Origin of the sequence: Caenibius tardaugens NBRC 16725 (assembly GCF_003860345.1) — a bacterium.
GTDB classification, from domain to species: Bacteria; Pseudomonadota; Alphaproteobacteria; order Sphingomonadales; family Sphingomonadaceae; genus Caenibius; species Caenibius tardaugens.
Genome location: NZ_CP034179.1, coordinates 3812213 through 3826240 on the forward strand (window position 1 = coordinate 3812213; position 14028 = coordinate 3826240).

The 14028-nt window shown below is 60.1% G+C and carries 17 protein-coding genes; 2 read left to right on the forward strand and 15 right to left on the reverse strand.

Going from position 1 to position 14028, the window contains the following annotated elements:
- Nucleotides 1-35 precede the first annotated feature (35 nt).
- Genes EGO55_RS17965 through EGO55_RS17980 form a run of 4 tightly spaced genes read right to left on the reverse strand, consistent with a single transcriptional unit; the run spans nucleotide 36 to nucleotide 1822 of the window.
- Nucleotides 36-509: a hypothetical protein gene (locus tag EGO55_RS17965; protein WP_021690750.1), complete on the reverse strand. Its 474-nt coding sequence runs from the start codon at nucleotides 507-509 to the stop codon at nucleotides 36-38.
- Complete coding sequence (locus EGO55_RS17970) at nucleotides 506-856, reverse strand: hypothetical protein (RefSeq protein WP_021690749.1); 351 nt, start codon at nucleotides 854-856, stop codon at nucleotides 506-508. Before EGO55_RS17970 ends, EGO55_RS17965 begins: the two co-directional genes overlap by 4 nt.
- Nucleotides 856-1242: a phage holin family protein gene (locus EGO55_RS17975; protein ID WP_021690748.1), complete on the reverse strand. Its 387-nt coding sequence runs from the start codon at nucleotides 1240-1242 to the stop codon at nucleotides 856-858. Before EGO55_RS17975 ends, EGO55_RS17970 begins: the two co-directional genes overlap by 1 nt.
- Before the next feature lie 31 nt (nucleotides 1243-1273).
- A complete protein-coding gene (locus EGO55_RS17980) occupies nucleotides 1274-1822 on the reverse strand; it encodes a hypothetical protein (protein WP_021690747.1) in 549 nt (182 codons plus the stop codon).
- A gap of 172 nt (nucleotides 1823-1994) precedes the next feature.
- On the opposite strand from EGO55_RS17980, the gene eno reads away from it, so the two are divergent.
- A complete protein-coding gene (gene eno / locus EGO55_RS17985) occupies nucleotides 1995-3281 on the forward strand; it encodes a phosphopyruvate hydratase (RefSeq protein WP_021690746.1) in 1287 nt (428 codons plus the stop codon).
- A 69-nt stretch (nucleotides 3282-3350) separates the two neighbouring features.
- Here the strand turns inward: eno and EGO55_RS17990 are convergent, their stop codons facing one another.
- The 3 genes from EGO55_RS17990 to ribB are packed head-to-tail and all read right to left on the reverse strand — an operon-like array spanning nucleotide 3351 to nucleotide 5410.
- Complete coding sequence (locus EGO55_RS17990; RefSeq protein ID WP_021690745.1) at nucleotides 3351-3659, reverse strand: hypothetical protein; 309 nt, start codon at nucleotides 3657-3659, stop codon at nucleotides 3351-3353.
- Nucleotides 3660-3714: 55 nt separating this feature from the next.
- Nucleotides 3715-4134: a 6,7-dimethyl-8-ribityllumazine synthase gene (gene ribH / locus EGO55_RS17995; RefSeq protein WP_021690744.1), complete on the reverse strand. Its 420-nt coding sequence runs from the start codon at nucleotides 4132-4134 to the stop codon at nucleotides 3715-3717.
- A gap of 4 nt (nucleotides 4135-4138) precedes the next feature.
- Nucleotides 4139-5410 carry a 3,4-dihydroxy-2-butanone-4-phosphate synthase gene (gene ribB, locus EGO55_RS18000; protein WP_021690743.1) on the reverse strand — a complete coding sequence of 424 codons (1272 nt, stop codon included), beginning with the start codon at nucleotides 5408-5410 and terminating at the stop codon, nucleotides 4139-4141.
- 126 nt (nucleotides 5411-5536) lie between these two features.
- On the opposite strand from ribB, the gene EGO55_RS18005 reads away from it, so the two are divergent.
- Nucleotides 5537-6040: a flavin reductase family protein gene (locus EGO55_RS18005; RefSeq protein WP_021690742.1), complete on the forward strand. Its 504-nt coding sequence runs from the start codon at nucleotides 5537-5539 to the stop codon at nucleotides 6038-6040.
- A 226-nt stretch (nucleotides 6041-6266) separates the two neighbouring features.
- Here the strand turns inward: EGO55_RS18005 and ccoS are convergent, their stop codons facing one another.
- The 8 genes from ccoS to ccoN are packed head-to-tail and all read right to left on the reverse strand — an operon-like array spanning nucleotide 6267 to nucleotide 13949.
- Nucleotides 6267-6416: a cbb3-type cytochrome oxidase assembly protein CcoS gene (gene ccoS / locus EGO55_RS18015; RefSeq protein WP_021690740.1), complete on the reverse strand. Its 150-nt coding sequence runs from the start codon at nucleotides 6414-6416 to the stop codon at nucleotides 6267-6269.
- Nucleotides 6413-8533, reverse strand: coding sequence for a heavy metal translocating P-type ATPase (locus EGO55_RS18020; RefSeq protein ID WP_021690739.1), 2121 nt, complete (start codon nucleotides 8531-8533; stop codon nucleotides 6413-6415). The genes ccoS and EGO55_RS18020 overlap by 4 nt, the downstream gene beginning before the upstream one ends.
- Nucleotides 8530-8976, reverse strand: a complete 447-nt coding sequence (locus tag EGO55_RS18025; protein WP_021690738.1) for a FixH family protein — start codon at nucleotides 8974-8976, stop codon at nucleotides 8530-8532. The genes EGO55_RS18020 and EGO55_RS18025 overlap by 4 nt, the downstream gene beginning before the upstream one ends.
- The gene (gene ccoG / locus EGO55_RS18030) at nucleotides 8973-10466 is read right to left on the reverse strand and encodes a cytochrome c oxidase accessory protein CcoG (protein ID WP_021690737.1); all 1494 of its coding nucleotides are present in this window, start codon (nucleotides 10464-10466) and stop codon (nucleotides 8973-8975) included. Before ccoG ends, EGO55_RS18025 begins: the two co-directional genes overlap by 4 nt.
- Complete coding sequence (gene ccoP / locus EGO55_RS18035; RefSeq protein WP_021690736.1) at nucleotides 10453-11376, reverse strand: cytochrome-c oxidase, cbb3-type subunit III; 924 nt, start codon at nucleotides 11374-11376, stop codon at nucleotides 10453-10455. The genes ccoG and ccoP overlap by 14 nt, the downstream gene beginning before the upstream one ends.
- Nucleotides 11369-11539 (reverse strand): CcoQ/FixQ family Cbb3-type cytochrome c oxidase assembly chaperone, encoded by a 171-nt coding sequence (locus tag EGO55_RS18040; RefSeq protein WP_021690735.1) that lies wholly within the window; start codon nucleotides 11537-11539, stop codon nucleotides 11369-11371. Before EGO55_RS18040 ends, ccoP begins: the two co-directional genes overlap by 8 nt.
- Nucleotides 11536-12282 (reverse strand): cytochrome-c oxidase, cbb3-type subunit II, encoded by a 747-nt coding sequence (gene ccoO, locus EGO55_RS18045; protein ID WP_021690734.1) that lies wholly within the window; start codon nucleotides 12280-12282, stop codon nucleotides 11536-11538. Before ccoO ends, EGO55_RS18040 begins: the two co-directional genes overlap by 4 nt.
- An 11-nt stretch (nucleotides 12283-12293) precedes the next feature.
- Nucleotides 12294-13949, reverse strand: coding sequence for a cytochrome-c oxidase, cbb3-type subunit I (gene ccoN, locus EGO55_RS18050; RefSeq protein ID WP_021690733.1), 1656 nt, complete (start codon nucleotides 13947-13949; stop codon nucleotides 12294-12296).
- Nucleotides 13950-14028: the final 79 nt, after the last annotated feature.

The window sequence follows — 14028 nt, forward strand, 5'->3', positions numbered from 1 at the left end:
GCCCCTCCTGACAAGTCCCGCTCTTTACCGGTGGGTCAGTGGCGCAGATGCGATCCGATGCGTTCGGAGACGCTCTTCACCTGTTGGGAGGCTTGCTGACCTGCGTTCAGGACATTTCGTGCGGTGTCTTCAGTAAGCCGCCCGATTCCCTTGCGCAGACCGGCTGTGCCGTCCGATACGCGATCTCCTAATTGTTCCAGGCTTTCCTGTCCAGCGCGTCCGGCAGCGCGTGCGGATTGCCAACTGCGTTGCGCGAGGGCCAGGCCCGTGTCGATTGCAAGTAGCGACCATTTGCGTGCTCGCGCTGAATTCTTCGGGTTTGCCTGCCGTTTGGGCAGGAATGCAGCCACGATTGCACCGGCAACAAGGCCGCCTGCCACTGTGGCAATCGGATGTTTGTCGATGAAAGTTGCCGTCCTCTGACGCAGTCGGGACGTACGATCCATGTTGCGGGCCGAGGCTGCTTCCACGCGCCGCTGGATGTCTTCAAGCCGGGAATGGTCGTTCATCGCGTTTCTTCCTCTTGTTCCCCGTCCGTGTCTTCCGGTTCGGCAAGCGCTGCCATGCCGAATTTTTCCCGCAAAGTGGTGAGCGCTTTGCCAAGGGGGTCGCGCGCCAGCCAGAGCAGGGCGCCACCAACCGCGAGCGCCGCTGCGCCGCCCATCAAGGCGCCGCTGTGGCGTTGGACGGTTTCACCCGCCGCTTTCGTCAGATCGGCGACCTTTCCGCCGGCACGATCGGCCAGGGCGGCGGGTTTCAGGCTCGATCGCACGATATCGACGTCTGCGCGGAAGATGGCGTGCGCCGCATCGCGCATGGCGCGAACTTGTTCGAGTTGTTGTTCCCGGCTGCCCATCAATCGTCTTTTCTGAATGCTTTCGCGATCATTCTGGCGTTCTGTGCGGCCACTGCCGCGCAAATGCCGGCAATGAGCAGCAAGATGCCTGCGACCACAGCTGTCGCCCCCACAGCCCCAAGCGAAGGGGTGAGAGCGAGGATCGCACCGACGATCACCCCGAATACCGCCAGCGTGACCAGAACAAGCGCCGCAATCGCGAAAAGGGCCGCGGTGGTGCCCCGTTGCCCGGCATAGGACAGCCGGGTTTTCTGGAAAGCCAGTTCGGCTTCGACCAGTGTCCGGCCATCGTCAATCAGGGCGGCGACGTCTTCGAATACCGAAGAGTCGTCACCGCCTGCTGTAGCAGTGTCCTGATCTTTCAGAGCCTGATCCCCATGGTCCATGTCGTGTGATCAATGGCTGTTATGACTGGGCTCAGTCCTTCGATCCCTTGAACATGCGCGCGACAAGGAAGCCGGCAACGGCGGCAAGACCGACAGCGAGGCCGGGGCTCTTGCGGACGAACTCCTTGGCGTCTTCACCCAGTTCCTCGACAGACTTTGAATCGATCTTGGCGGCGGTTTCCTGAATCGAACGTGCGGCGGAACGGGCATAATCACCATACTTTTCGCCCAGTTTGTCGTCGATCATGCCTGCATTGTCGGCCACGCTCTTGCCGAGGGCGCTGAGTGCCTCGCTGGTTTTGGCCTTGCCTTGCGTGGCGAGGTCACCAGCCTTGGCTTTTGCCTGTTCGCCGTATGCTTTCGCGTCGTCCTGCCAGCCTGCCTGCTTGTTCATCGCCTTCTCCTTGAAACTGTCTGCTTGCGCGTGTGCTTCACGGCTCAAGGCAGCAACACCGGCCTTTGCCTCATCCAGCGCAGCAGTGAACTTTGACCGGGCTTCCGCCTTGTTATCGACCGAAGCCGATTCGTCGTTCGTTGCCTTTGTGGAACGCGTGTTCTTCTGGGTGGTGCTTTCAGGCATGTTGACGATCCCATTTTGACGTGCCGAAGTAAAAGTTTTTCAAGCGGATCATAGCAATTTCCGCCTTCTGTTCCAACGCGGCTTGCCTGCCATAGTTCCCATAGCTACGAGGCCGCATCTTCATACCAATTCATATCATAATGCATTGCAGCATGAAACGGAGCGTTAAGCCATGACCGCGATCATTGACATCCACGGCCGCGAAATTCTCGACAGCCGGGGCAATCCCACCGTTGAAGTCGATGTGCTTCTGGATGACGGCAGCTTCGGCCGCGCTGCTGTGCCGTCTGGCGCGTCGACTGGTGCGCACGAAGCGGTCGAGCTGCGCGATGGCGACAAGGCGCGGTATCTGGGCAAGGGTGTGACCAAGGCGGTTGACGCGGTCAACGGCGAAATCGCCGAAGCGCTTCTCGGACTTGATGCCGAAGATCAGCGCGACATCGATCTCGCGATGATCGAACTGGATGGCACGGAAAACAAGGCGCGTATCGGCGCAAATGCCATTCTGGGGACCAGTCTGGCCGTTGCGAAGGCTGCCGCGAATGCGCGGGGGCTGCCGCTCTATTCGTACATCGGCGGCGTGTCCGCACATGTTCTGCCAGTGCCGATGATGAACATCATCAATGGCGGCGAACATGCGGACAATCCCATCGATTTCCAGGAATTCATGATCATGCCGATCGGTGCCGATTCGATCGCGGAAGCGGTGCGTTGGGGCGCGGAAGTGTTTCACACCCTGAAGAAGGGGCTGCATGAAAAGGGTCTGGCCACGGCGGTGGGCGATGAAGGGGGCTTTGCGCCCAACCTCGCCAGCACGCGCGATGCGCTGGATTTCGTCATGGCCTCGATCGAGAAGGCCGGTTTCAAGCCCGGCAGCGAAATCGCGCTGGCACTGGATTGTGCTTCGACCGAGTTCTTCAAGAACGGCAAGTATGAGATTTCCGGCGAAGGTCTTTCGCTGAGCGGTGTTGAAATGGCCGATTATCTGGCGGATCTCTGTTCCGCTTACCCGATCCGTTCAATCGAAGACGGCATGAGCGAAGATGATTTCGAAGGCTGGGCTGCGCTCACTGCGAAAGTGGGCGACAAAGTCCAGCTGGTCGGGGACGACCTGTTCGTGACCAATCCGCGTCGTCTGGAAATGGGTATTGGCAAGGGGCTCGCCAATTCGTTGCTGGTGAAGGTCAACCAGATCGGTACGCTCACGGAAACGCTTGAGGCCGTCAGCATTGCGCAACGCAATGCCTATACGGCGGTCATGTCGCACCGTTCGGGTGAAACCGAAGATGCCACCATTGCCGACCTGGCCGTCGCCACGAACTGCGGACAGATCAAGACCGGTTCGCTGGCCCGTTCGGATCGGCTTGCAAAGTACAACCAGCTGATCCGCATCGAAGAAGAGCTTGGTGCTGCGGCGCACTATGCGGGTGCGGCCTGTTTCGGCAAACGCAGCGCGTAATCAGAAACATCCCCACGTGCCGTTGTGGTGCGTGGGGATGTTTTCGGGACTGCCGGATTGCGATGCGCGTCAGGTGCGGCCGTTCTCGATATCTTGTTCCGCCTCATGCTCGATCTGCTCCATACGCTCGAGCTTTTGGCGATTTTTGGGGCTGAGCAGATATTGCCAGATGCCCCAGCCATTCACGCAGATCATGATCGCGTTCTGAATGGCCAGCGGCATGGTTCCGTTGGCGAGAGCCGCGATTACCCACACGACGGAAACGAGTGTGAAGAGCACGAAGGCCCATCCGGTGATTCTTCGACCGAGATCGCCTGCAATCATGCTGGCGGCAAGGACGGCGCCGATCGCGGCAAACCATTCTGCGGGGCTGTTCATGCAACTATGCCTCAAGGTTCCTTGCAGGGCATAGTTGCATGAAGCGTTGGTCAGGTCACGCGTAGCGGTTCCGCAATGCGTGGAGGGCCAGTGCGGCTTGCGCAGCTTCGCCACCCTTGTTCTTCTGGGCCGGGTCCGCCCGGACGAGCGCCTGCTGTTCGTTTTCAACAGTCAGGATGCCGTTGCCGATAGCGACACCGTCCATGGTCAGGGCCATGATGCCGCGTGCACTTTCACCGGCCACGATTTCGAAGTGATAGGTTTCGCCGCGGATGACTACCCCGATCGCGACGAAGCCATCGTAGAGGTCCGACTGATCAGCCAAGGCGATCGTACCGGGAATTTCAAGAGCGCCTGGCACGGTGACGACTTCCACCTCATGCCCGGCCTGTTCGAGCGCGGCGCGCGCGCCTGCCACCAGCATATCGTTGAGGTGGTCGTAGAAACGCGCTTCGACAATCAAAAAACGGGCCATGAAATCAACTTTCGGGGATGCTGCGCTGGTCGACGATGTTGAGGCCATATCCATCAATGGCGACAACATTGCGATGCGTATTGGTGATGAGGACCATTTCGTGCACGCCAAGATCGGCCAGAATCTGGGCGCCAATACCATAGCTGCGCAAATCCATGACCGGTGCGGTGATGCCGCCAATCTCGTGGCTGAGTTGTTCGGGATCGGTTGGCATCAGCAGTACGATCACCCCCGCGCCTTCCTTGCCGATTTCCACCATGGCACGTTGCAGAACGCGCTTGGAAGGACCTGGCTGGCCCAGAACGTCCGAAAAAATGGAGATCGCATGCATGCGGACCAGCGTCGGCACATCGGGGATCACATGCCCCTTCTGAAGCACGATATGGACAGCGCCATCAACTTTGTCGCGATAAGTTTTGGCCGTCCATTCGCCGCCGTAATCCGAGGTAAAGGGCGATTGCGAAATACATTCGACCAGATGATCGTTGCGGCGGCGATATTCGATCAGATCACGGATCGTGCCAATTTTCAGATCGTGCAGGCGGGCAAAACCAATAAGGTCATCGAGCCGGGCCATGCTGCCATCTTCTTTCATGATCTCGCAGATCACGCCGGAAGGGTTCAGGCCCGCAAGCCGCGAAATATCGACCGCGGCCTCGGTATGACCGGCGCGGACAAGCACGCCGCCATCGCGGGCGCGCAGCGGGAAGACGTGCCCGGGGGTAACGATATCATCACGGCTTTTGGTGCCATCAATCGCAACCGAAATCGTACGTGCCCGATCACCGGCGGAAATGCCTGTCGTCACACCTTCACGGGCTTCGATGGAAACGGTGAATGCGGTTTCATGGCGCGTGCCGTTGCTTGGGCTCATGGCGTTGAGGCCGAGTTGTTCGCAGCGTTGCCCGGTCATCGACAGGCAGATCAGACCGCGGCCATGGGTTGCCATGAAATTGATGGCGGAAGGCGTCGCCATTTGCGCCGGGATGATCAGATCGCCTTCGTTTTCGCGATCTTCATCGTCGACCAGAATATACATCCGACCGTTACGCGCTTCATCGATAATTTCCTCGATCGGCACCAGAACAGGGCGATCGTCATTCGCGGAAAGGAAGCGTTCGAGCTTGCTCAGGGTGTCCGTTGTCGGGTTCCAGGCGGGCTCGATACAATCGCGCAGCGTGTTGGCATGGAGACCGGCGGCCCGGGCGAGGGCGGCCTTCGTCATCTGGCCCGATGAGACCAGTTCGCGGACTTTATCGATGGTTGATGTGCTCATGCACGTGTATTATCACATTTAAATGTTCGCGCAATTGAAATTGTCACATTTTAATTTTATATACCCGGTTGCAAGGCTATATCGGCTTGTGCAAAGCCTGTTCAAACACTCTCCCCAGGAGCCATAATGCACAGCGAAGAAATCTTGAGCGAATTCCAGAGCACCATGCGGCATATCGCTGCGGCGGTTTACGCGATCACCACCAAGGTCGATGGTCAGCGTGCCGGTATTGTTGCCACGGCTTTTTCGTCTGTGAGCTTTGATCCCCCCTCCATTCTCGTCTGCATCAATCAGGATGCTTCGGCGCATGGTCCGCTGTTCGAGGCGGAGCGGTTCTGCGTGAATGTGCTGGGGCTCGCCAATCGTGACGTTGCGGATTGCTTCATGGCGAAGAAGGGTGAGGAGCGCTTTGCAATCGGCGACTGGCGCGATGAAATGGATGTGCCGGTGCTGGCCAACGCGCAGTCCAACATGATCTGCAAGACGGTTGACCGTCATCGCGTGGGCACGCACACGATCTTCATCGGGGAACTGATCGGTGCCCATCATCGCGAAAACGCCAAACCGCTGACTTACTATGACCGGCGCTATATCGACATTTCCACCGCGACGGATCACGCAGTTCTCTGAAATTTGCCCAGTTTGGTCCGTTTGCGTTCCTGCGAACTGTGACATCCCTTGCTGCAACATGCCGCCCTGTCACTCCCGGGGAGCGACGGGGCGCCATCCGGAACGATAACCGTTCCCCCGGATGACCCACAGAGGCTGAGTGTCAGGCCCTGGGCTGACGCGATCAGCGACGGGTTCAGTGCGGCCGGTAACAATGCCACGGCGGCCGCATACTTCATCGCGATGATCATGGCTTATCCTCATCATCGATGAGAATGCGATTGGCCGCGCCATCAAGATCCTCGAACTGGCCACTTTTCAGCGACCAGAAGAAGGCGGCAAGCCCCGACAAACCCAGAAAGAGCGCGACGGGAATCAGGAACATCAGACCGTTCATTTCGCCACCCTCGAAAGGCGCAGGGAATTGCCGATTACAATCAGTGAGCTGCCAGACATGGCAATGGCGGCGATCATCGGCGTGACCATGCCCGCCATTGCCAGCGGAACGGCGATGACGTTGTAACCGATAGCCAGCGTGAAGTTCTGTTTCACCACCCGCATCGTTGAACGCGCGGTGCGCACCGCACGTGGCAGGGCCAGCAACGAATCCTGCATGAACACGAGATCGGATGCCTGAAGTCCGACGTCGCTGGCGCTGCCGGGCGCGATCGAGGCGTCTGCCCGGGCGAGGGCGGGGCCATCGTTCAGGCCATCGCCAACCATCAGCACTCGGTGGCCATCATCTTGCAGGCGTTCGATAGTGGCCTGTTTGTCGGCGGGGCTGGCACCGGCAACGGCGTCGAGGCCCGTTTCCCGTGCGACATCGGCGACGGAGGCGGGGTTGTCACCGGAAAGAATGGAACAGGCGATGCCCATACCCGCCAATTGTTCCAGACTGGCCTTGCAATCGGGCCGCATGCGATCCGCGAAAGGAATGAGCCATGTTGGCTGGCCCGTGATATCCAGTGTCACGGCAATGCCATGGGCGTGTTCCGGCCGCCGCAGGGCGACGTCCCGTCCGTGCCATTGTGCGAAGACACCTTGCCCGGCGCGTTCCTCGACATCCACCAGCGGCACGGCGCGATGCCCGGCTGCCGCCAATGCGGTTGCCAGCGCGCGCGAGATGGGATGCCGACTGTGGGAGGCGAGCGTAAGCGCGATGGCCGCCGCATCGGGCGGGAGGTTTGCAAGAACGGCGGGATCGGGGGCGGGGCGGCCGAGCGTCAATGTCCCGGTCTTGTCGAGCAGCGCGCGATCGACCTGTGCAAGCCGTTCGAGCGCGCTGCCGTCTTTCACCATGACCCCGGCGCGCATGAGGGCGCCGCTGGCGACAACCTGCGCCACCGGAACGGCCAATCCCAAAGCGCAGGGACAGGTGATGATCAGCACCGCCACCGCAATCACCAGTGACTGGTAAATTCCGGCACCGGACAGCATCCATCCTGTAAAGGCGAGTGCTGCGAGAGTATGTACGGCGGGCGCATAATAGCGTGACATGCGATCAGCCAGCCGGACGTAAGTCGAGCGATCCTGCGTGGCCGCTTCCATCAGGCGCGCAATTTCCGCCAGTGTTGTGCCTTGTCCGGTGGCAGTGACAATCACATCCACCGGGGCATCGAGATTGAGCGTGCCGGCCAGTACCACACTGCCGGGTTGCGCCGGTACGGCGTCGCTTTCACCCGTGAGCAGCGATTGATCGAAGCGACTGCTGCCCATCAGGATCTTGCCATCGGCGGCCAGCCGTTCGCCTGCGGCGATGCGTATGGTCATGCCCGACACGAGGTCTTCGGTATTGCGCCAATCCAGTGAACCATCGTCGGCCACAATCATGGCACCCTGCGCGGCATGGCTTAACAAGGCATCGACCCCGGTACGTGCGCGATCACGCATCATCGCATCGAGAACGCGCCCGGCGAGCAGGAACATCAGCAGCATCAGTGCGCCGTCGAACCATGCATGTCTGCCGCCGACAATCGTCTCATAGATGCTGAGCGCTGTCGCAATCAGAACGCCGAGCGAGATCGGAACATCCATATTGGTGCGGCCCTTGCGCACGGCACCCCAGGCCGAGCGGAAGAAGGGCTGACCGGCATAGGCCGTTGCGGGAATGGCGATCAGCGCGGATATCCAGTGGAACAGTTCGCGCGATGTCCCGTCCGCGCCCGACCATACGCTGACTGAAAACAGCATGACGTTCATGGCGGCGAATGCCGCAACGCCCAGTGGGGCGATCAGCGGCTTCACTGCCGAGGTGTTGCGGGTGAGGGCTTCCTTGCGCGGTTCGGCTTCAAATCCGATCCCCTCCAGCGCAGCGACAAGATCGCGATCGGTCAGGGCGGGAGAATGAACCACGGTGACATACCGGGCTGTGAGATTGACGCGGGCCGCAGTAACGCCCGCCACTTCGGTCAGGCCGCGCTCAACCTTGCTCATGCATCCGGCGCAGTGCATGCCGGGCACCGCGAGAACCGTCTGGCAGGTATCATCGGCGTTGAGTCCGGCAAGGGCGGTCATGGGACATTCTCCTCAACCCGCCAGGTGTGGCCATCAGCCTGCGCCGTGATGCGCAACAGCCAGCGCCCTTGCGGCAGCTTTTCATGCGATACCCAGTTGCCATTTCCATCGCCGGTAAACGTCAGCGGACGGTTGGGGGCGTGCCCCAGGGGATGCCGTGCGATGGCGGAAACGCTTGCGGTGGATGGCGCGCCCTTGAGTGTGATGGCGACATGATCGTCAGGTGTGCGCTTGGTCGATGCTTCCCAGCCCAGCGCCTGCTGCGCCTCAGCCTTGTCCAGCCAGGTGTTGAATTCCTGACTGGCGACATAGGAATTCTCGACCACGATGCCGCCAAACGTCGAGCTGGCAAGGCGTGCCATCAGGACATTGACGGCGATGATCGTGCCGAAAAACAGGATCAGAATGATCGCCATGTGGCGTCCGGTGAAGCGCGTGCTCACTGGCTGGTCTCCGGCCCTTCGAAACGGATGTCGCTTCGGTCTGTTTCCGCTGCTTCATCCAGCGACTGGACAGTGAACCCGTATTCCTGCGGGACAGTGCCTTCAGGGGCCACAACATATAGCCGTACGACGTCTGTCGTATCGGCGGGGACTTTGCGTATCAGGTCGCGCACGGCCTTTTCGCGGGGCATATCGTCGGTCCACATCACGGCACCCGGCAAGCCGTCCAGCGCAATTTTCATGTCACGCGGGCGGTTCTGCATATTGCGCAGCTTCACGGTATAGGCGTTGCGGATCGAACCGTCGCTCAACAGCATGTAGGGCGGATTGCGGTCAGCAGCGACGGTGATATCGGTACGCGCACGGGTCCCGAGTGCAAACAGCATGGCGAACCCGATTGCGGCCCAGATGCCGGAATAGACCAGCGTGCGGGTGTGCATCAGGCTGCGCCAGACAGGTCGCGGTGCTTCGCCCGCCTGTTCGCGTTTGCAATCCTCCAGCGTGGCATAATCGATCAGCCCGCGTGGGCGGCCGATGTCTTTCATCACCCGGTCGCAGGCATCGATGCACAGGGCGCAGGTGATGCAGCCGATCTGTGGCCCTTCGCGGATATCGATACCGGTCGGGCACACGGCGACACACTGGTTGCAATCGACACAATCGCCGAACTGTCCCGGGTTCTTTTCTGCCTTCTTGACACTCGCACGAGGTTCGCCGCGCCAGTTCTTGTAGGTGACAATCAGCGATTTTTCATCGAGCATCGCCGATTGGATGCGTGGCCAGGGGCACATATAGATGCACACCTGTTCGCGCAGAAATCCGCCGAGCACGAAGGTTGTCGCGGTCAGGATTGCGACCGTTGCATAGGCGACGGGCGCGGCGTTGCCCGAGAAGAAATCGCGCATCAGGCCGGGGGCATCGGCGAAGTAGAGAATCCAAGCGCCGCCGGTCGCGAAACTGATTGCGAGATAGATCGCCCACTTGAGCAGGCGGCGGGCGATCTTGGACGGCCCCCAGGGTGCCTTGTACAGACGGAAACGCGCGTTGCGATCACCGTCGATCAGGCGATCGATATGCTGGAACAGATCGGTCCAGACCGTTTGCGGGCAGGCATAACCGCACCATGCGCGGCCTACCGCGCTGGTCACGAGAAACAGCCCAATACCGGCCATGATCAACAGCCCGGCCACGAAATAGAATTCATGCGGCCAGATTTCGATGCCGAACATGTAAAAACGGCGATTGGCGAGATCAATCAGAACGGCCTGATCGGGGGCATAGGGACCGCGATCCCAACGCAACCACGGCGTGGCGTAATAGATGGCCAGCGTGACCACCATGACAAACCATTTGAAGCGGCGGAAAGGCCCATCGATCCGCCGGTTGAACACCGGCTCGCGTTTTGCGTAGAGCCGGTGTTCGGGCGCAGCAGCGCCTTTGTCTGGATGTGCCGCTGTCGCGGTGGCTGGGCTGGGGTCAAGGTTGGCCATGGGTCTCCACTGCCGGGGTGTTATTCACCTCCGGGGCAGCCTCCTGAAAGTCTTCACCCCCTCCCAGGGAATGGACGTAAGCGGCCAGCATCTTGATCGTTGCAGGATCGAGCCGTTGGCCCCAGGCTGGCATTACGCCATGGCTGGGTGTGTTGATCTGTTTGGCGATTGCTTCCGGGCTATTGCTGTAGAGAGCAATGGCATCCGTGAGATTGGGGGCGCCAAATTCCCGCGAGCCTTGGCCGGTCGGGCCATGGCAACTGGCGCAATTGTCTGCGAAAAGCTGGGCCCCTGCAGCATTCGGTTTGCCCTTGCCGCGAAGCGAGAGAACGTGCTGGGTCACCTGGGCGACCTGTTGCGAGGTCAGCATGTTGTCACGCCCGAAAGCGGGCATCAGGCTGGTCCGCGTCTTGGCATCGCCCGGTTGGCGGATGCCGTGGATCACGGTGGTTTCGATCGATTTGAGATCACCGCCCCACAACCATTCATCATCATTCAGGTTGGGGTAGCCGGAACTGCCCGCCGCACCGGCGCCGTGGCACTGAACGCAGTTCACCTTGAACGCGGCCTTGCCGCCAGCAATGGCCGCACGCATGAGTTCAGGATTATCCGGCAGGCGCTCGATCGGGGTCGCCGCCAGTGCAGCAAGGATCGGCTTGCGGCGCGCCTGATCGCTGGCGATATCCTTGGCCAGTTCGCCCCGGCTTGTCCAGCCGAGCACCCCTTCAGTGCCCTTCTGGATCAGGGGCCAGGCGGGATAGGCGACGGAATAGGCGATAGCGAATACGATGCAGGCGTAGAAAGACCACAGCCACCAGCGGGGCATTGGATTGTCGAGTTCCTCGATGCCGTCCCATTCGTGACCGACCGTCTCGACACCGGTTGCTTCATCGATGTGCTTTTTAGCCATCGTTCTTTTCCTTGAAGATCATGTTGGCGGCTTCTTCGTTGCGCGCGCGCGCGCCCGGGCGGAATGGCCATGCGGCCAGCACCACAAAGGCGATGAACATCGCAAGCAGGCCCCAGCTGTCAGCGAAATGACGCAGGAAATCGTATACCGAGTGGTCGCTCACCGGCCTTTCTCCTTCGCCAGATCTTCCTGCGCGGCAGCCGAATTGACATCGACCAGCGTGCCCAGGACTTGCAGATAGGCGACCAGTGCATCCATTTCCGTCAAGCGGTTTGGATCGCCGTCGAAATCGCGTACCTGCGCCTTGGGGTAGCGCTTCTCCAGATCACCGGCATCGGCATCAGGATCAGCCTGGGCCTTGAGGTCGGCCATCGCCATTTTGACGTCCTTGTCGGTGTAAGGCACGCCCACTTTCCGCAGCGCCCGAAGGTTTGCCGCTGGATCGCCAAGCGCGAGATCCGTGTCCGACAGGAACGAATAGGTGGGCATGATGCTTTCCGGAACCACCGCGCGGGGGTCCTTGAGATGCTGGACATGCCATTCGTCGGAGTAACGCCCGCCGACGCGCGCAAGGTCGGGGCCGGTCCGCTTCGAACCCCACTGGAACGGGTGATCGTACATCGATTCCGAAGCGAGGCTGTAATGGCCATAACGCTCAACCTCGTCCCGGAAGGGACGGATCATCTGGCTATGGCAGGTATAACAACCTTCACGGATATAGATGTCGCGACCGGCCTGTTCCAGTGGCGTGTAGGGCCGCATGCCTTTCACTTTCTCGATCGTGTTATCGATCCAGAAAAGCGGGGCAATCTCGACGATCCCGCCGATGGCAACAGTCACCAGGGCGCCAACGCCCAACAGCGTGACATTGCGTTCAAGCTTCTTGTGCTTCTCAGTAATGCTCATCGTATGAAGCCTCAATTGCTCTGGGCGGCGACCAGCGGCTGATCGGCTGCCGGATCGTAGGCGGGCGTTTGCATCGGCGCTTCGTCGCGCAATTTGCCCAGGATGGTGGCCCAGACGTTCACGACCATGAGGACTGCGCCAGAGAGGTACAGCAGGCCGCCAAAGGCGCGCAGCAGATACATCGGGTGCAGGGCTGCAACGGATTCGACGAAGCTGTTCACGAGGTAGCCGTCAGCGCCATACTCGCGCCACATCAGGCCCTGGGTGATCCCTGCCACCCACATCGAGGCGGCGTAGAACACGATGCCGATTGTTGCCAGCCACAGGTGCCAGTTGACCATGCGCAGGCTGTACAGCCGTTCGCGACCCCACAGACGCGGTACGAGGAAATAGACCGCAGCGAACGAGATCAGGCCGTTCCAGCCCAATGCACCCGAGTGCACGTGGCCGATGGTCCAGTCGGTATAGTGCGACAACGAATTGACGCTCTTGATCGACATCATCGGGCCTTCGAACGTGCTCATGCCGTAGAAGGCAATCGACATGACCAGCATGCGCATGATCGGATCGGTGCGGATCTTGTCCCAGGCGCCGTTCAGCGTCATCAGGCCGTTGATCATGCCGCCCCAGCTTGGCATCCAGAGCATGATCGAGAACACCATACCCAGGGTTTGCGCCCAGTCGGGCAGGGCAGTGTAATGCAGGTGATGTGGGCCAGCCCAGATGTAGAGGAAGATCAGCGCCCAGAAGTGGATGATCGACAGGCGATAACTGTAGATCGGCCGTTCGGCCTGTTTGGGCACGAAGTAATACATCATGGCCAGAAAGCCAGCAGTGAGGAAGAAGCCCACTGCGTTGTGCCCGTACCACCATTGCGTCAGCGCGTCCTGCACGCCCGAGAACAGGCTGTAGCTCTTGGCGCCGACAAGGCTGACGGGAACGCTCAGGTTGTTGACGATATGCAACATCGCGATCGTCAGGATGAAGGCGAGATAGAACCAGTTGGCCACATAGATGTGGGGTTCCGAACGCTTGATGATCGTGCCGATGAAGACCGCGGCATAGGCAACCCAGACAATTGTCAGCCAGAGATCGACGTACCATTCGGGTTCGGCATATTCCTTCGACTGGGTGATCCCCAGAAGATAGCCGGTGGCGGCCAGCACGATAAACAGCTGGTAACCCCAGAACACAAAACGGGCCAGCGAAGGGAAAGCCAGACGGGCGCGGCAGGTGCGCTGGACGACATAGAACGACGTTGCGATCAGAATATTGCCGCCGAAGGCAAAGATCACGGCCGAGGTATGCAGCGGGCGCAGCCGCCCGAAGTTGAGATAGGGTTCGAGATTGAGCAGCGGAAATGCCAGCTGCAGCGCAATCACGAGCCCTGCCGTCAAACCGGCAATGCCCCAGAAAACGGTTGCGATTACCCCCCAGCGGACCGGATCGTCGTCATAACGGGATTCGTCCGTCGGCATGCGCAGGATACCCCGCGCGATCGCCTCGTAATCGGGCTTGCTGATTGCCATCCATAGCCCGACCAGAGCTGCGATAGCGATGATGAACATGTGAACCGCGAAACCGGTATCACGTGCGGCAGCCGCTGCCATGGTGGCAAGCAGAATGACCGCGAACCAGATACCGGCACGCGTAACAATCCGTTCCATGGAATGCCTTCCTTCGTACTTTCGATGAAATGCCCGTGGAACTTGTAAAGTCGCGCAACATTGATGGGAATCAAATTTT